Source organism: Paenibacillus sp. S29, assembly GCF_049319765.1.
Taxonomy (GTDB): Bacteria; Bacillota; Bacilli; order Paenibacillales; family Paenibacillaceae; genus Paenibacillus; species Paenibacillus polymyxa_B.
Map to the genome: position 1 here is coordinate 396886 of NZ_JBMOUI010000005.1, position 16884 is coordinate 413769.

A 16884-nucleotide genomic window follows, 5' to 3' on the forward strand; every position below is an offset into this window, starting at 1 on the left:
ATGCCGAAAAATACAGAACTTAAAAAAATACTTGTGATCGGTTCCGGTCCTATCGTCATTGGTCAGGCAGCAGAATTTGATTACGCTGGTACACAAGCTTGTCAAGCGCTCAAAGAAGAAGGCGTCGAGGTAGTACTGATCAACAGTAATCCGGCAACCATCATGACAGACACCAACATGGCAGACAAAGTATACATCGAGCCGATTACACTTGATTTTGTAACACAGATTATCCGTCAAGAGCGTCCAGATGGGCTGCTTCCTACGCTGGGAGGACAGACAGGTCTGAATATGGCAGTGGAACTGGCTCGCGCCGGAGTGCTGGAGCGTGAAAACGTCAAGCTACTGGGAACTCAACTGAATTCGATAGAAAAAGCCGAAGATCGTGATCTGTTCCGTGATTTGATGCGCGAGTTGGAACAACCTGTACCGGAGAGTGTAATTGTAACAACCTTGGAAGAATCGTTAGAATTTGCCAACGAAATCGGTTATCCAATTATCGTTCGCCCGGCTTATACGCTAGGGGGAACAGGCGGTGGTATCTGTTCCACAGAAGAAGAACTGCGTGAAACCGTCAGCTCTGGCTTAAGATACAGTCCAATCGGACAATGTTTGGTGGAAAAGAGTATCGCAGGTATGAAGGAAGTCGAATATGAGGTCATGCGTGACGGCAATGATAACTGCATCGTTGTCTGTAATATGGAGAACTTTGATCCAGTCGGCGTGCATACTGGCGACAGTATCGTCGTAGCTCCGAGTCAGACGCTGTCAGATCGCGAATACCAGATGCTGCGCTCCGCTTCTCTGAAAATTATCCGCGCCCTCAATATCGAAGGTGGCTGTAATGTACAGTTTGCGCTTGATCCGCACAGCTATCAATACTATGTAATTGAAGTAAACCCGCGCGTAAGCCGCTCCTCGGCGCTGGCTTCCAAGGCAACCGGATATCCGATTGCTAAAATGGCTGCCAAAATTGCACTGGGCTACACGTTGGATGAAATTGTGAATCCGGTAACGGGACAAACGTATGCTTGCTTTGAGCCAACACTGGATTACATCGTGAGCAAAATACCACGCTGGCCATTTGACAAATTCATTTCTGCCAACCGCAAGCTGGGCACGCAAATGAAAGCAACGGGTGAAGTCATGGCCATCGGACGCACATTCGAAGAATCCATCCATAAAGCTGTACGGTCGTTGGAAATCGGTGTACACCGTCTGCATCTTAAGGGAGCCGAACAGCTGTCTGATGACGTGCTCCAGGATCGCCTGATTAAAGCAGATGATGAGCGGTTGTTCTTGGTAGCCGAGGCGTTCCGTCGCGGCTGGCAGCAGCAGGAGATTCAAGATTTGACGAAAATTGACTGGTGGTTCCTCGATAAGGTAGAGGGAATCGTCAAGTTCGAAGCCATCATCGCTGGAGAATCTGAGCTGACCTACGAAACACTCTATCAGGCCAAACGTAAAGGTTTTACCGACCGCTCGATCGCCGAGATTCGCAGTATGGGCCAAAACGACAGTATGATAACCGAGCGTGAGGTACGTGAATTCCGTCTAGCTCAAAACCTGCGTCCGGTCTACAAAATGGTAGATACGTGCGCAGCCGAGTTTGAAGCCACAACTCCATACTACTACTCCTCTTACGAGGTGGAAAATGAAGTGATTCCATCTAGTAAAGAGAAAGTTATCGTACTCGGCTCCGGACCGATTCGGATCGGGCAAGGGATTGAATTTGATTACTCCACCGTACATGCAGTATGGGCTATTCAAAAAGCGGGCTACGAAGCAGTGATTATCAATAACAACCCGGAGACGGTATCAACGGACTTTAACACATCCGACCGCCTCTACTTTGAACCGCTCTTCTTCGAAGATGTCATGAATGTCATCGAGCAGGAAAAACCGATTGGGGTTATCGTCCAGTTCGGTGGTCAAACGGCCATTAATCTCGCAGCTCCGCTGAGTGCGGCAGGCGTGAATATTTTAGGCACGAGTCTGGAAAGTATCGATGAAGCGGAAGACCGGAAAAAGTTCGAGCAACTTTTGTCTCGTCTGGCTATCGCACAGCCTAAAGGCAACACGGTCACATCGGTAGATGAAGCAGTAGGAACCGCACAGGCGCTAGGCTATCCGGTCCTGGTACGACCATCCTACGTTTTGGGCGGGCGCGCTATGGAAATCGTGTACTCAGATACGGAATTGCTGCGGTACATGGAAGAAGCGGTTAAAATCAATCCAGAGCATCCGGTGCTCATCGACCGTTATATGCTGGGTAAAGAAGTTGAGGTCGACGCCATCTGCGACGGCGAGATAGTATTGGTACCAGGCATTATGGAGCATGTAGAACGGGCCGGGGTTCACTCAGGTGACTCTATCGCGGTGTATCCACCACAGCACTTGTCTGCCGAGTTGAAACAAAAAATTGTGGAAATTACAATCAGCATCGCTAAGGAATTGAAAACGATCGGTCTGGTAAATATCCAGTTTGTTATTCATCAAGACGAGGTGTACGTGATCGAGGTTAATCCTCGCTCCTCGCGGACAGTTCCTTTCTTGAGTAAAGTAACAAATATCCCGATGGCGAATCTGGCTACACAGGCTATTTTGGGCGGTAAGCTTAAAGATGCAGGTTATTCAGAAGGTCTATGGCCTGAAAGTAATTATGTCTCGGTTAAGGTTCCGGTATTCTCCTTTGCCAAACTGCGCCGTGTAGAGCCTACGCTGGGCCCGGAAATGAAATCCACAGGTGAAGTTATGGGACGCGACATTCAGTATGCCAAAGCCCTGTACAAAGGACTTGTAGGGGCTGGTATGAAAATTCCATCCACTGGGGCGATCATCATTACAGTGGCGGATAAGGACAAGGAAGAAGCTGTCGAGTTGATGCAGGGCTTTTACAGACTGGGCTATAAAATTATTGCAACAGGTGGAACAGCGGCTGCTATGGAGCAAGCCAACATTCCAGTGAACACGATCAATAAGCTGAGCGAAGGGAACCCGAACATCCTGGATATGATCCGTACGGGTGAAGCCAACTTTGTCTTCAATACGCTGACCAAAGGCAAAACGCCAGAGCGTGATGGATTCCGTATCCGCCGCGAAGCAGTTGAGAATGGCATTGTCTGCATGACCTCACTGGATACAGTACGCGCTTTGCTAAGAATGCTGGAAACGATCAATTTCACATCCGAATCCATGCCAGTCCTGAGCAAATAATGCGTTACGAATAGATGTGAGGAAATAAGTAGCACAGGGAAGGACATTCATCAGCTTCGGCTGACGGATGTCCTTTATCACGGGCAAATGTACCCGAATTGACGTGAAAAGGGGATGTAGAACGGTGAATGGAGCATTTCAGCAGATGGCAGGACGGCTGATGGTTGCATTAGATTATCCCAATGCACAACAGGCTGAGCAGTTAATTCGGCAGCTAGAGGGGATTCCCTGTTATATAAAAGTAGGTATGCAACTGTTTTATAGTGCAGGGCCAGCTTTTGTAGAACAGCTAAAGTCCAGAGGATACTCCGTATTTCTGGATTTGAAGATGCATGATATCCCTAACACGGTGCGGGGAGGGGCAGAGAGCATTACCCGCCTAGGTGTGGATATGTTCAACGTACATGCTGCTGGGGGCGTTAATATGATGTCAGCCGCTAAAGCTGGTGCAGAAGCAGCTATTTCGGCTGACAGCTCGCTTTCCATGCCGCTCATTATTGCAGTCACACAGCTGACCAGCACGGATCAGACGACCATGAATAAGGAGTTAGGTATTCCTGGTACGGTGCAGGATGCAGTGGTTCGTTACGCACAACTGACCCGTGAGGCGGGACTGGATGGTGTGGTAGCTTCCCCTTTGGAAGTGCCTGCCATTCGTGCTGTATGTGGATCAGAATTTAAGACGATAACCCCTGGCATACGCCCGGCAGGTAGTGCTACAGGCGATCAATCGCGTGTGCTTACACCTGGACAAGCCATTGACCAAGGCAGCAGCTACATTGTCGTTGGACGTCCTATCACCGCAGCAGCAGACCCACGCGCCGCAGCGGAACACATTATTGAGGAGATGATACAAGTATGACTACATTGAATAGTATACCCGAGCAAATTGCATCCCATCTGTTACGTATTCAGGCGGTGGCATTGCGCCCACAACAGCCTTTTACATGGACATCCGGCATTAAATCGCCAATCTACTGCGACAATCGCCTGACCATGTCCTACCCGGAGGTGCGCGAGCTGATCGCAGACTCCTTTGCTGCCCTCATTCGTGAGCAATATCCCGAAACCGAAGTCATTGCAGGGACAGCTACAGCAGGGATTCCTCATGCGGCCTGGGTGGCGCAAAAGCTAAATCTGCCAATGGCCTATGTAAGGGACAAAGCCAAAGGACATGGGAAAGAGAACCAAATTGAAGGCCGCATCAGCCCAGGACAAAAGGTTATGGTCATCGAGGATCTCATTTCTACAGGAGGCAGCTCCATTAAAGCAGCACAGGCTGTAGCACAAGCAGGCGCTCAGCCGTTAGCGGTACTAGCCATTTTCAGCTACCAGCTAGACAAAGCGACTCAAGCTTTTGAAGAAGCAGGTGTGGAGCTGCAAAGCTTGTCCAATTATACAGCTCTGATGAATGTTGCCTTGCGTGAAGGAACCATTCAGGAAGAAGAGATGGAACTGCTGCGTTCTTGGCGTCAGGACCCGGCTTCCTTTGGCAAATAAGATGAGCTATAGGGGACAACAGAGCTAATGATTAGAACGATTCGTACTCGTTGTTAACTATTGTAGATTGTTATGGCTCGGGCCGTGTAAATCGAATTCGATCCGGTTACACTACTCCTACCATCATGTGAAAAGAGGGAGCTCGGATGTATTGGATTTACTATGGCAGACTGTACACGACTAAATTCCAGGCAGGATGTCTGGCAAAAAGGTTGGAGCACGACGGCTGGATGTATGGCTACAATGATCCCCGCGCAGTGGAGGTGTACCGCTCGCGCAAAGGTCGCTATGGTGTCCGATTTATTCCGTAAGTCCATAAAAATAATTTTATAAAAGAAAATTTTCGAAAGACTATTGACGAAACACAAGAAAATGTTGTATATTAATTAACGTTGCTGTTATGAATGTGTAACGTGAATATACAAATTTTTTTGAGGGCCCTTAGCTCAGTTGGTTAGAGCGGTCGGCTCATAACCGATTGGTCGGGGGTTCGAGTCCCTCAGGGCCCATTTCCTCAAAACCCTTGCGTAGCAAGGGTTTTTTTGTTGTTTATAGAGGGTGAGAAAATGGAGGGGAATAGCCCCTTTATTAGGGAGCGATTATAATTTGCAGTGAACCTTCTCTTTCTTCACTTTTTCTAAATGTGATTTAATTTTTTTAATCTTTCATTGCCATGAAGAATGCCCCCTTAGAATATATTAAACTACCCAGTGGGGATCAATATCTATTCTAGGGGATGCAATCTATAGGCTAGGAGAAGCTCCCAAAAGGCTATTTTTTTGAGATTTTAAACTTGAAAGGATTATATTCAATGGAAAAATTCTCCGCAGACCCCTTTGCAATTAAGGTTAAGTCCGTAGAAGAGTCAACTTTTGAGAATGTCAGAATTCCTTCTGTCTTCATACCAGGTAGTATTTCAGACTGTAACGCAGGATAAGTATAACTTACACTATCAGTCGTTGGTTCGTATTGTTTGTTTCCTTGAACCAATTTAGTATAAAAGTCATAATAATTTATCGTGTTTTTAGATTTGTTTTCGATTGCCATATAAATCCGTGTTTCCTCTTCAGCAAACTCGACTTTTTGAAGAGTCATGATATAGCCCTTTTGTTTTATTGACTTATTTACTTCTATAGTGCTCAATGTAGGATCAATAAACATAGATTTTTCTATTTTATTTGCCGAGATGGCAGGAGCTGAGGTGTAGGTGCCGTAGGTCGTTCTATAGCGATATTTATCAATGACAGTACCGGTTACGTGGATAAAATCATTCTCTTTTGCATTAGAGAAGCTGGAAAAACTATTGCCGTAGACAAAAGTATTTTTTTCATTATTTTTCGGATCAGCATTTACTTGAACATAAATCCCATCTCTATCCTCCTTAGGACCATTAGTGATTTGTCCATAAAAATCAATAGAGCGGTCTTCAAACTGATCAGCATTGACGTACATTTGTTCAAATTCTTCTTTAGATAATAATGAATGATCTTTACTTGATGATACTCCACATGCTGTTAATCCCATTATAAAAATAATAAAAGCACACAAAAGAGAGAAAAAAGCTTTATTTTTCATGAACCCAATATCCTCCAGCATAAAAATATAGTAGCAATAGTCTATCAGAACTAGATCTATTTTTCTATAAATATTTACAAATAACTAATTTCACTATTTTTTCTCACGTTTTTACCGAAATTTATTATGCCTGGCTACAATCAAGCCTTCATTTTTTACTTTGTGCAGCTGTTTCCATTGTTTGGTTTGCCACAATCGTATTATTGTTGAGTTATGTAAGGAAATGGTTAATGTCTCCGAGAGTACAAAATGTTATTGATAAAGCTACGGGCCTCGTTTTAATTGGATTCGGTTTAAACATGATCTTTAGAGTTCAAAGAACAGGACATTGAATAGCTATGAGAATGGGGTGACATCAGCCCGTCCATAAAAGTAGCACTGCCCCAATAAACGGACAGTGCTACTTTTACCGTTTTTACTTAGGATACCTTAACAGTGTATACCATTCTCAATTTACCGTTACCGCCGTAAATCTCAACTCTTGCATTCGTTGCAGTAGTGGTGGTTACCACCCCGGAAGCGGAGACGGTGACATTTCCGCTCGCCACTTTATAAGTATCCCCTGGGTAATTTGACAACGCATAGGAATAATTACGTGGCAACGTAGCCGTTCTGTAGTATACTCCGTTAACTTCTACGACAGGCGTAATTATCGGAGAAGGGCCTACAGATGCGGACGCGCTAGGGACGATAATACTCCCAATAAGTCTTTACTGTACTTTTGAACTATTCTCCTAGCTGTATAGTCTTTGATCCACACGGAATAAAAAACGGACGTCAGAGTGATTAGCTCCAAGTCCGTTTTGTGTTTGTATCTATTTAGTTCTTGATATCAGTTGACAAGTTGATGTGCAAGCTTCTCATCGCTGTCTAGATTCCTTTCTACGATACGCTGTTTTAATGCAGACAGTTCCGCACACTGTCGAATGGCTTCCGCTACAAGCTGGGCCACCTGTTTGGCTCCTTCGTCAGAAAAATGGGTATTATCCGTTACACCAGCGGGGTAATTAGGATGTGCTTTTTCAGGCAAATGCATAAATAGCTGCTGTGACTCTTTTTCACCCATTGAACGATAAAGCTGCTGAGAAGCTTCAAAAATATCGAGCAGGGGTGTCTTGGTTTCCGCGGCTACTTTTCTCATGGCAGCAGGATAGGCTCCTACAGCCAACAGATCAGGTTCACCGTCTGCGGTGAATCGTCGGCGGCTTACAGAGGTCAATAAGACTGGAATTCCACCACGCTCCCGAGCGGACTGAATGTATTGAATTAAGTTTTGACGATACTCTCCATCAGGATCGGTGTAGCGAGTGGGGTCTTCTTTTTTCTCATCGTTGTGTCCAAATTGAATAAACAGATAGTCTCCAGCTTGAATATCTTTTTCAATATCAGCTAATCGGCCTTCTGCTATAAAAGATTTGGTGCTTCGCCCATTGACAGAACGATTGTCCACATGAACAGACGGTGCCAAATAGCTTTGCAAGTGTTCACCCCAGCCTGTCATCGGTTTTTCGGTAGCCCCTTTTTGAGCTGCAGTGGAGTCCCCGGCGATAAACAGTCGAGTTGTCATCTGTTGCCTTGCCTGAGCATATCCATGTTTTTGAAGCCAAGTTTCCGCCAGATCAAGCCATTGACGGCATTCGTGGTTGTCCTCTGACAGTCCCAATCCGTGTCGCCCTTCCTCAAATACATGCAGTTCAAACGGAATATGTTCTCTGGATAATGAAAAAGCGAACAACAGACTATTTTCTACGGGTACAGCGCCATCATTAGCTGTAGTCCACATCAAAGTTGGAGGTGTCTGTGAAGTTACTTGCTGATCGGATGAAAAGGCTTGAAGCTGCTCCAGCGTCGGCTGTTCCCCTAAAAAATGTGTGCGGCTTCCGATATGTGTATGAGGCTCATGAAATGAAATTACAGGGTATCCCAACAACAGAAGATCTGGCTTTACTGTCCCTATAGTGGAGACAATGGAGGCCAAGTGACCGCCTGCAGAAAAACCGATGAGCCCCACTTGATCAGGAATGACTAGCCAGTCATGCGGTGTTTGGCGAATCCATTGCAGAGCATGTTCTACATCCTCCAACAAGGAAGTAATCTCGAAATCGCCGACTTGATACTTCAGCACACCCGCATGAATACCTAGATCATTCAACCATAGGGCTATAGGCTCTCCTTCATGTGAGGCCAAATGCTCGTAGCCACCGCCAGGTAATACCAATATAAAAGGACGAGCTTCACGAACTGCTACGGGATAGAGGGAGAGAAAAGAAGTGTCTGACGGAAATTCTTCTTTTATAATCGGTTCTTTAGGACTAACCACATGTAACATAAGTAACTCCTCCAAATTTCTTTTTAACTGCCGCAAACCAAACAAAATCGACTTAAATTGGAATGATACGGATGTAAAAAATAATGCACACGTGAAAAAAATGATTTAAACCTTGTTATGAAAGCGCTATACTTTTGATGTGAAGCAAAGAGCCAGAGGGGGAGCGCAATGAAAAAAGGAAGAATGTTCTACACTATTTTTATTACGATTCTGGTTTTGGGAGTAGGATTGGTGGCCAGTTTTGGCAGCTACATCTATTTTACAACAATTAGCTCCGTTGTGGAGAGAGTTTCCAATACCAAGCAAAGCTACATGGCACAGATCAGAAATAGTCTGGAGCAGAAAATTCAAACGATTGAATATGCTTTTAATACGTATAGCACGACCAGTTCCTTTAATGATGTTGTGAAAAATCCCATTACAGAAAAAGATTTTATAGCGTATCGGAATGTGAATACTCAGCTCAATTATATTGCTACGATGGGATTAGAAGGAACGGAATATTCACTAATCAGTCTGGATCAGAATTGGAGAATCTCCAATGGTAGCCTGTCCTATTTGACGAAAACGGAACGAGAAAAGCTGATTAGTACCTATATCGACCACCAAGAGAAGGGGCTATTCTGGGTTAAAACAGATAAAGGAATTCGTTTTGTGAATACCTTGCCTGTATTCTCTAAGAAGAAGCAAGCCATTGCTTTGTCGGATATTTCGCTGCAAACGTTAAATCATACGATTCAAACCGAGGATCATATGGCTGTTTTTATTTTGAATAAACAAGGCGATTTAATGTATGAAACCCAGCCTGCTGAACAATTATTGTCCACCCAGCAGCTTCAGCACATTTCAGAAGCTACAGTGAAGCCGAACAACACAGGTATGTTAACTTTGGAGAAAACGGATCAGCAGCCTGCACGACAAGTCATTTACGCCAAATCTGCCTATAACAATTGGACTTACTTAACGGTATTGGATAAGAAAGAAATTGCGGATGCCTTTCAAACGACCAAATTTGGAATCATCATGATGGGACTTGTATTAACGCTCTTAATGGTGGTAGTGGCGTACTTCATTGCCATTTACTTTACAAAGCCATTTCAGCAAATAAAAAAAAGCTTGCCTAAAAATCCTAATTTCGCTTTCAAAAATGAACCTTCTAAAAATGAAATTGAATGGATTATTAATTCCATCGACAACATTGTAACCGAGAAGGAAAGCTTGGAAAGTCTCATTCAGTCCGAAATGCCACAGTTGGAAACCCAATTGATTCTCAACCTGTTCCGCAAACGTATTTCTGCAGAGGAATTGGCACGAAAAATGCCACGCCTGGGTTATCCGCAGATCGAGAATCAAATGTATATTACCTTGTTAGTCCAACTGGATAATCTGGGAGATCGAGAGCCCTCGGATAAAGACGTTTTGCTGCTGGCTATTAACAAAATCATAGAAGAAACGATTCCAGAGCAGCAGCGAATGCTTCCCATCATTTTGAACGATAACACTCAGGCCACCATATTAATTTTGACAGGTAAGAGCGAACAGGAAATGAGAAAGCAAGTCCTGGATGATGCGACCCTTTTGGTTCGAAACGTAAAAGAGTATTTGAATGTATCCATCAGCATCGGCATTAGTACGGTGTATGATAACTTATTAGAAAGTAAAGAAGCCTGTGAGATGAGCAAGCAAGCTTTGCATCACCGTTTAAATTTAGGCAAAGAGTCGATTATTTTTTATGAAGATATTTCCATGGTCATTTCAGGTCCGGTGCTGCTTCATTATCCTACGGAATTGGAATCGAAACTGTTTGATGCCATCCGAATAGGGGACGAAGAGCAGGTATATCATACCGTGCACTCTTTATTGGAGGAAATGATGATAAAAAATAATCATTCCATGAACTTTGAAGTGCTGTTGGTACGGTTTGTGAATAACCTCATCCAATTGGAGCAACTATTAGGGATTGAAGTGCTGCTGACGCAAGACAATCATGCCTTGTATCATCGTTTGCTGGACATCCGTAACCCGGAAGAGATAGAACGTATGCTGATAGAGCAAGTTATTTTCCCCATGGTAAAAAGCATGAAAGAGAAGACCAACCAGCAATTCCGTTGTCTCTCGGAGAAAATTGCTGCTATTATCCGTGCTGAATATGACCAGGAATTATCATTAGAGCTCATTGGAGACCGACTTCATTACAATCCGAATTATTTAAGCAGTATTTTCAAAAAAGAATACGGAACGACGTTTAGTGAATATCTGATGGGCTACCGTTTACAAATGGGCAAAAAGTGGCTCGTTGAGACAGATATGACGATTAAAGAAATCGCCGAGCGACTGCAATATCATAATTCACAAAACTTTATCCGCTCTTTTCGGAAAAAGGAACAGGTTACACCGGGAGCTTACCGAAAGATGAAGCAAGCCAATTAGCCTTTTACCGCTCCTAATAAAGCTCCTTTGACAAAGTGCTTTTGTACGAATGGATATACGATTAACATCGGAACGGTCGCAATGACAATGACTGCCATCTTAATGGTCTGCGCAGGCGGGATGACATCTACAGCAGTTCCTTCTGCCTGCATACCACTGGAAACGATTACAATTTGTCGTAGCAAGACTTGAATCGGCCATTTGGCAGAATCATTGATATAGAGAATGGCGTGCATATACGTATTCCAGTAGGCAACAGCGTAGAATAGAGAGATGGTTGCAATAGAAGGCAGGGCTAACGGCAACATAATTTTAAAGAAGATACCAAAATCGTTGCACCCGTCCATCTTGGCTGATTCCTCCAGATCATCTGGCAGCGCCTGAAAAAAGTTACGCATGATAATCAGGTTAAACGCATTAATGGCCACGGGAAGAATCAAGGACCAATACGAGTTGATAAGCCCCATGCTTTTTACAACCAGGAATGTTGGAATCATCCCCCCACTAAACAGCATAGAAAACACGACAATGAAGTTAATCGTATTGCGGCCTAGTAGATATCTTCGGGATAATCCATAAGCCATAAAAGCAGTAAATATCATACTTACAACTGTACCGACGATCGTTACTCCGACCGAAACCCCGAGACCTCTAAAAATGGTGGGAGTCGACAGAATATAGCGGTAGGCATCCAAGGAAAAAGTAACTGGGAATAAAATGAACTTCTTGGCTATCACTTCTTCGGTTGAGGCAAAAGAGCTGGCAATGATATTCAAAAAAGGTAAGAGACAAGTGAGGGCAATGAGAATCAATAGTGTACTGTTTACAATGTTGAAAATACGGCTGCCCAGCGATTCTTTTTTTCGTAATTTTTGTTTTCGTAATGGCTGTGTCAATGTGGTTGACCTCCTCGTAATCGTTTACATGTCAACTTTATCAAGAGGAAAGAATTCCGTATATAATCAAATCTTGAGGTGTTCTCTAATCATGGAAATAAGCGGATGCTCATTAGGTTGTGTAGTAATCATTAGCTAAGGTGATAAGGTTGAAAAGTAGGTGCACACCCAGTTTTGTAAACGCTATCATTTGATGATTATATGCGGAATGCCGAAAATCGCATACTCTTGAAAACGTATACAGGAACGTTTGAAGGAGGTCGAACTAATGAAAGTTTCAAGTGTCCCCGCACCAAACATGAAAATGAAAAAGAACAAAAGAACGACGGAAAGCCTTTTACGAATGCAGAAACACAAGTTGCTCTATTTAATGGTTTTACCCGGACTGGTGTACTTCATTATTTTTAAGTATTTTCCTATGGGAGGATTGGTGATTGCATTTCAGGATTATCAAGCTTTTCAGGGAATCACGGGCAGTCCATGGGTAGGAATGAAGCATTTTATTCGTTTGTTTACCGAGCCTACGTTTTTTATGCTGCTTCGCAATACGCTGGTTTTGTTCGCATTGAACATTGTAATCTTTTTTCCATTGCCCATCATTTTGGCACTCATGCTGAACGAGGTTAGGAAGATGTTTTTTAAGAACATTATTCAAACCATCATCTACATCCCGCACTTTATGTCATGGGTTATCATTGTTTCGATTTCTTATGTATTCCTAACCGTAGACGGTGGGGTGCTGAATGAAATGATTGCCGCGCTAGGCGGTGAGAAGATCAGCTTCTTAACTTCTCCCCAATGGCTGCGAACCGTCTACATCGGGCAAGTGATTTGGAAGGAACTCGGCTGGTCTACCATCATTTATTTATCTGCGATTACAGTGGTAGATACGCAATTGTATGAGGCAGCAGAGATGGACGGAGCTGGACGCCTGAGAAAGACATGGCACGTTACCTTGCCTGCGATCCGCCCAGTCATTATTACATTGTTAATTTTGAAAATCGGTAGCACGTTGGATTTGGGCTTTGAGCATATGTATCTGTTATTGAACTCATTAAATCGCGAGGTTGCCGAAATCTTTGACACCTACATTTATACTGCGGGTTTAAAGAATGGACAATTAAGTTTCAGTACGACGGTAGGACTTTTTAAAGGTGTGGTAGGTTTAATCCTGATTATGGGCTCCAATCGACTGGCCAAGAAATTTGGTGAAGACGGCGTTTACTAATGACGACGGGAAGGATGCAAAATGGTACGGTTTGTAGAAAACATGAACAAATGGTGCATGCGCCTGCTGCGTCTGGTCTACCTTAATTTGCTTTGGACGGTTGCGACGATTCTGGGCTTGGGTTTTATAGGTGTCGGACCTGCGACCGTTGCTATGCTTAGTATTTTAAGGCAGTGGATTCGGGGCAATGAGGAAGTCGCCATTTTCTCGACGTTTGTACGTTACTTTAGAGAAAGCTTTAAAGAAGCAGCAATCATTGGCGGGCTTTACAGCCTTGTGGGTTACGTACTCTACGTGGATATAGTCAATGTCTCGTCCTGGTATGTTCGTGTGGTGACGCTTATTGGAGCCTTTTTGTATCTCATCTCTTTGGCCTACATTTTCCCGCTACTGGCTCACTATGATTGGAAAGGTATCAGACTGAAGGTCAAAATGTCGATAGTGATTGGATTTTCGTATTTACAATATACGCTTGTTCTTTTTGTAGCCATTGTTGTGCTTTTTGCATTGATTCTAGGCTTGTACCCAGGAATTCTAACTTTTGCCGGAGCAAGTATTATGGGTTATCTCGTGATGTGGATGACGCATCAGGTGTTCAGCAAAATAGAACGAGAGGTTCTGGTGAAAGAGGAAGATATGGCATAAATATATAAACAGAAGAGGAGCAAACACAATGAAAAAGGGAATCACGACGAAAAAGGGAGTATCAGGTCTTCTTGCTGTACTAATGGTCATGAGTGTTTTTTTAGCTGCTTGCGGTGACAAGGGAGCTGAGGATCAAAGCGGCCAAACCTATGATCCGAAGTCCAAACTGGAATTTACCTGGTTAAACGTATTGCATACAGCTTCTCCGCCTACAGAAACGATCAAAAGCAAAATTGAAGAATACACCAATTCTAAAATCACGTTCAATTGGGTGCCTGACGCTTCCAAAGAAGAGAGAATCACTACCGCGCTTGCGTCCGGCGAATTGGCCGATATGGTGACACTGACGATGATGACAAATTCTTCAGTACGAAGCTCTTTGAAATCAGGGCTATTCTGGGATGTAGGAAAGTATTTGGATGATTATGAAAATTTGAAGAAGATCCCGCCTGAAGTTCGGGAAGCCGCATCCATTGAAGGGGTACTGTATGGCGTTCCGTTCCAGAAGAATCTGGCTCGGGCGGGTCTGGTCATTCGTCAGGATTGGCTGGATCGCTTAGGACTGAAGGTGCCGACGACACTGGATGAGTTGTATGAAGTTGCGAGAGCGTTTACAGAAGATGATCCGGATGGAAATGGAAAAAATGATACGACTGGGTTTGTTGACAGATCGGATCTACGCTACAGCAGCTTCAAAACTTTAAGTTCCTACTTTGGCACACCTAATGGCTGGAAAGTAGATGAAAGCGGAAAGTTTACGCCAGAATTTGATACTCCTCAATATTTGGAGACCTTAAAGTATTCCAATAAATTATACAAAAATGGATATCTCTCTAAAGACTTTGCTGTAACCGCTAAAACGGATCAGCAGCAACAATTTGCACAAGGTAAAGCAGGTATTTATACGGGCATGATCGATATCTCTAACCTCAGAACCTTGTCCCAAGGCCTTCAAAAGGGACTGAAGCTGGTACCGGTTAACAAGATTTCGAATGGAGATGGCAAATACCACGTATGGTCTGAAGGAAGCGGGGTAGGAGGTTTGCTGGCATTTCCAAAATCCGAAGTGAAAACGGAAGCTGAGTTGAAGAGACTGCTGCAATTTGTAGATGATTTAATTGACAAAGATGTATATATGTATATGACCGGCGGTATTGAAGGCACTCATTATAAAATCGAAAAAGATGGAGCCTTCAAAATTACGAATACAGATTTGTGGCAAGCAGATGTTCAGCCGTTTTCAAGCTCCAGACCAAGTGAAGTGACCTATAACTTAAAAGATGCCAATCCAGAAAAGGAACTGGCTAATGAATTAGTCCGTGAAAATAATGAATTTGCTGTTCTGGACCCGACCGTGCCACTGGATTCAGTCACTGCTAATGAGCAAGGAACAGAGCTGGAGAAAATCATTACCGACGCCTCCTTCAAATTTATTATGGGCGAGCTTGACGAAGCCGGATTTAAAGCAGCCGTAGAAAACTGGAAAAACTCCGGTGGATCACGGATTACTGCTGAGTATGAGGAAGCGTATAAAAAAACGAAAAAATAATAGCTGAGCATGGCTGTTGCCCCCAGACTCCTTGAATGATTTCTTGGATATTGAAACCCGGGGGCAGCTTATGCTTTCCCAATACAAAATGGATCTAACATCCACAAAATATAAAGACAGGAGAGAACGAAATGCAATTGTATAACATTGTAGATTATGGAGCAGTTCAGGATGGTACGACGTTGGCTACGGAAGCGATTGCGGCTGCCATTGAAGCGGCCAGCAATGCTGGAGGAGGAACCGTTTATGTTCCGTCAGGGACGTATCTGACAGGAGCTATCTTTCTGAAAAGTAACATTGAGCTGCATGTAAGCCCTGGCGCAACTCTGTCCTTCAGTACGGAACTGGCTGATTACCCTGTAGTAGAATCCAGATGGGAAGGCGTTCAGCGGGAAGTGCATGCGTCATGCATTTATGGACAGAACCTTGAGAATATATCAGTTACAGGTAGCGGAACGCTGGAGGGAAATGGTCAACCCTGGTGGGAAAAGCACCGGAATCATCCAGAGGAATTACAGTATCCGAGACCCAAATTAATCAGCTTTGACCGTTGTCAGCGGGTTACCATTAAAGATGTTATGTTAAAAAATTCCCCCAGTTGGACGGTAAACCCCATCGCTTGCTATAACGTTACGATTGATAATTTGTCCATTCTTAACCCCGCGGACTCCCCCAATACGGATGGCATTAATCCTGAATCCTGTTCCAATGTTCGTATTAGCAACTGCAATATAGATGTGGGCGATGATTGTATTGCCATCAAAGCAGGAACCGAAGATACACAAGAGCGAATTCCATGTGAAAATATTACGATTACCAACTGTACGATGGTGCATGGACATGGCGCAGTCGTACTGGGAAGCGAAATGAGTGGTGATATCCGTAATGTTACGATCAGTAATTGCGTGTTCAAGCAAACGGATCGGGGGATACGTCTGAAATCCAGACGAGGACGTGGCGGAACCATCGAGGATATTCGCGTCAGCAACATTGTGATGGAAGATGTAATTTGTCCATTTATTCTGAACCTTTATTATTTCTGCGGCCCTCGGGGCAAAGACAAATATGTGTGGGATAAAAATCCCTATCCGGTTACCAATGAAACCCCGTGCTTTAGACGAATCCATTTTTCCGATATTACGGCACGACAGGTTCATGCGGCTGCTGGATTCTTATACGGACTTGCAGAGCAATATATTGCTGAAATTACATTTTCCAATATTGATATTTCTATGGCTAAAAATGCAATTCCCGGTCGTCCGGCGATGATGACAGGGATTGAAGATATGAACAACCGTGGTTTTTATCTAGGTAATGTGAAGGATATTCGTTTTCAACATGTGACGATTGAGAATCATGAAGGTCCTGCCTTTTACATTGAAAATGGAGAAGACGTTGAAATCAATCGTTGTCATTCGAAGAATACAGTTCAGCCCGAAAAGCTGATAGAACAAGTAACGATACAACCTTCTGAACAAAATAGGATGAATTAGAAGGGCATAAAAGGAGGTACAAC

General features: G+C 43.8%; 14 protein-coding genes and 1 tRNA gene. 11 read left to right on the forward strand and 4 right to left on the reverse strand.

What is annotated here, in order from left to right; translation table 11 throughout:
• The 5 genes from carB to ACL9RM_RS11635 all read left to right on the forward strand — a co-directional run bounded on the left by carB (position 1) and on the right by ACL9RM_RS11635 (position 5225).
• Positions 1 to 3216, forward strand: a complete 3216-nt coding sequence (gene carB, locus ACL9RM_RS11615; RefSeq protein WP_250268820.1) for a carbamoyl-phosphate synthase large subunit — start codon at positions 1 to 3, stop codon at positions 3214 to 3216.
• A 67-nt stretch (positions 3217 to 3283) separates the two neighbouring features.
• Complete coding sequence (gene pyrF / locus ACL9RM_RS11620; protein WP_322161199.1) at positions 3284 to 4078, forward strand: orotidine-5'-phosphate decarboxylase; 795 nt, start codon at positions 3284 to 3286, stop codon at positions 4076 to 4078.
• Positions 4075 to 4716 (forward strand): orotate phosphoribosyltransferase, encoded by a 642-nt coding sequence (gene pyrE / locus ACL9RM_RS11625; RefSeq protein ID WP_061828494.1) that lies wholly within the window; start codon positions 4075 to 4077, stop codon positions 4714 to 4716. Before pyrF ends, pyrE begins: the two co-directional genes overlap by 4 nt.
• A 146-nt stretch (positions 4717 to 4862) precedes the next feature.
• A complete protein-coding gene (locus ACL9RM_RS11630; RefSeq protein WP_014282411.1) occupies positions 4863 to 5027 on the forward strand; it encodes a hypothetical protein in 165 nt (54 codons plus the stop codon).
• A 124-nt stretch (positions 5028 to 5151) separates the two neighbouring features.
• Positions 5152 to 5225 (forward strand) — tRNA-Ile (locus ACL9RM_RS11635).
• 262 nt (positions 5226 to 5487) lie between these two features.
• Here ACL9RM_RS11635 and ACL9RM_RS11640 read toward each other — a convergent pair.
• A complete protein-coding gene (locus tag ACL9RM_RS11640; RefSeq protein ID WP_250268819.1) occupies positions 5488 to 6291 on the reverse strand; it encodes a DUF4352 domain-containing protein in 804 nt (267 codons plus the stop codon).
• 119 nt (positions 6292 to 6410) lie between these two features.
• Here ACL9RM_RS11640 and ACL9RM_RS11645 point away from each other — a divergent pair, with 119 nt between their 5' ends.
• On the forward strand, positions 6411 to 6623 hold the full coding sequence (locus tag ACL9RM_RS11645) for a LysE family transporter (RefSeq protein ID WP_231517130.1): 213 nt from the start codon (positions 6411 to 6413) through the stop codon (positions 6621 to 6623).
• Between the two features lie 87 nt (positions 6624 to 6710).
• Here ACL9RM_RS11645 and ACL9RM_RS11650 read toward each other — a convergent pair whose 3' ends face one another.
• Together ACL9RM_RS11650 and ACL9RM_RS11655 are read right to left on the reverse strand one after the other, a co-directional pair.
• Positions 6711 to 6839: a hypothetical protein gene (locus tag ACL9RM_RS11650; protein WP_257785365.1), complete on the reverse strand. Its 129-nt coding sequence runs from the start codon at positions 6837 to 6839 to the stop codon at positions 6711 to 6713.
• Positions 6840 to 7123: 284 nt separating this feature from the next.
• Entirely contained in the window at positions 7124 to 8620 is a 1497-nt protein-coding gene (locus ACL9RM_RS11655) for a GDSL-type esterase/lipase family protein (protein ID WP_250268818.1), read from the reverse strand.
• A gap of 168 nt (positions 8621 to 8788) precedes the next feature.
• Between ACL9RM_RS11655 and ACL9RM_RS11660 the strand changes: the two genes are divergently transcribed.
• Positions 8789 to 11050, forward strand: a complete 2262-nt coding sequence (locus tag ACL9RM_RS11660; protein WP_250268817.1) for a helix-turn-helix domain-containing protein — start codon at positions 8789 to 8791, stop codon at positions 11048 to 11050.
• On the opposite strand, the gene ACL9RM_RS11665 is transcribed toward ACL9RM_RS11660, so the two are convergent.
• Positions 11047 to 11946 carry a carbohydrate ABC transporter permease gene (locus ACL9RM_RS11665; RefSeq protein WP_013311057.1) on the reverse strand — a complete coding sequence of 300 codons (900 nt, stop codon included), beginning with the start codon at positions 11944 to 11946 and terminating at the stop codon, positions 11047 to 11049. The genes ACL9RM_RS11660 and ACL9RM_RS11665 overlap by 4 nt on opposite strands.
• Positions 11947 to 12214: 268 nt before the next feature.
• Between ACL9RM_RS11665 and ACL9RM_RS11670 the strand changes: the two genes are divergently transcribed.
• The 4 genes from ACL9RM_RS11670 to ACL9RM_RS11685 all read left to right on the forward strand — a co-directional run bounded on the left by ACL9RM_RS11670 (position 12215) and on the right by ACL9RM_RS11685 (position 16861).
• Positions 12215 to 13174, forward strand: a complete 960-nt coding sequence (locus ACL9RM_RS11670; RefSeq protein ID WP_023989418.1) for an ABC transporter permease — start codon at positions 12215 to 12217, stop codon at positions 13172 to 13174.
• Positions 13175 to 13195: 21 nt separating this feature from the next.
• Positions 13196 to 13819 (forward strand): YesL family protein, encoded by a 624-nt coding sequence (locus ACL9RM_RS11675; protein ID WP_013311055.1) that lies wholly within the window; start codon positions 13196 to 13198, stop codon positions 13817 to 13819.
• A gap of 28 nt (positions 13820 to 13847) precedes the next feature.
• Positions 13848 to 15368 (forward strand): extracellular solute-binding protein, encoded by a 1521-nt coding sequence (locus ACL9RM_RS11680; protein ID WP_028540499.1) that lies wholly within the window; start codon positions 13848 to 13850, stop codon positions 15366 to 15368.
• A gap of 131 nt (positions 15369 to 15499) precedes the next feature.
• Complete coding sequence (locus tag ACL9RM_RS11685) at positions 15500 to 16861, forward strand: glycoside hydrolase family 28 protein (RefSeq protein ID WP_250268816.1); 1362 nt, start codon at positions 15500 to 15502, stop codon at positions 16859 to 16861.
• The last annotated feature ends 23 nt before the right edge of the window (positions 16862 to 16884 follow it).

What these genes read in the sequence shown, in the direction of transcription:
- ACL9RM_RS11670 (WP_023989418.1), top strand. Translation starts at nt 12,215, where the DNA reads ATGAAAGTTTCAAGTGTCCCCGCACCAAACATGAAAATGAAAAAGAAC.
- ACL9RM_RS11680 (WP_028540499.1), top strand. Translation starts at nt 13,848, where the DNA reads ATGAAAAAGGGAATCACGACGAAAAAGGGAGTATCAGGTCTTCTTGCT.
- ACL9RM_RS11675 (WP_013311055.1), top strand. Translation starts at nt 13,196, where the DNA reads ATGGTACGGTTTGTAGAAAACATGAACAAATGGTGCATGCGCCTGCTG.
- ACL9RM_RS11685 (WP_250268816.1), top strand. Translation starts at nt 15,500, where the DNA reads ATGCAATTGTATAACATTGTAGATTATGGAGCAGTTCAGGATGGTACG.
- ACL9RM_RS11655 (WP_250268818.1), bottom strand. Translation starts at nt 8,620, where the DNA reads ATGTTACATGTGGTTAGTCCTAAAGAACCGATTATAAAAGAAGAATTT.
- carB (WP_250268820.1), top strand. Translation starts at nt 1, where the DNA reads ATGCCGAAAAATACAGAACTTAAAAAAATACTTGTGATCGGTTCCGGT.
- ACL9RM_RS11660 (WP_250268817.1), top strand. Translation starts at nt 8,789, where the DNA reads ATGAAAAAAGGAAGAATGTTCTACACTATTTTTATTACGATTCTGGTT.
- ACL9RM_RS11630 (WP_014282411.1), top strand. Translation starts at nt 4,863, where the DNA reads ATGTATTGGATTTACTATGGCAGACTGTACACGACTAAATTCCAGGCA.
- pyrF (WP_322161199.1), top strand. Translation starts at nt 3,284, where the DNA reads ATGTCCTTTATCACGGGCAAATGTACCCGAATTGACGTGAAAAGGGGA.
- ACL9RM_RS11640 (WP_250268819.1), bottom strand. Translation starts at nt 6,291, where the DNA reads ATGAAAAATAAAGCTTTTTTCTCTCTTTTGTGTGCTTTTATTATTTTT.
- pyrE (WP_061828494.1), top strand. Translation starts at nt 4,075, where the DNA reads ATGACTACATTGAATAGTATACCCGAGCAAATTGCATCCCATCTGTTA.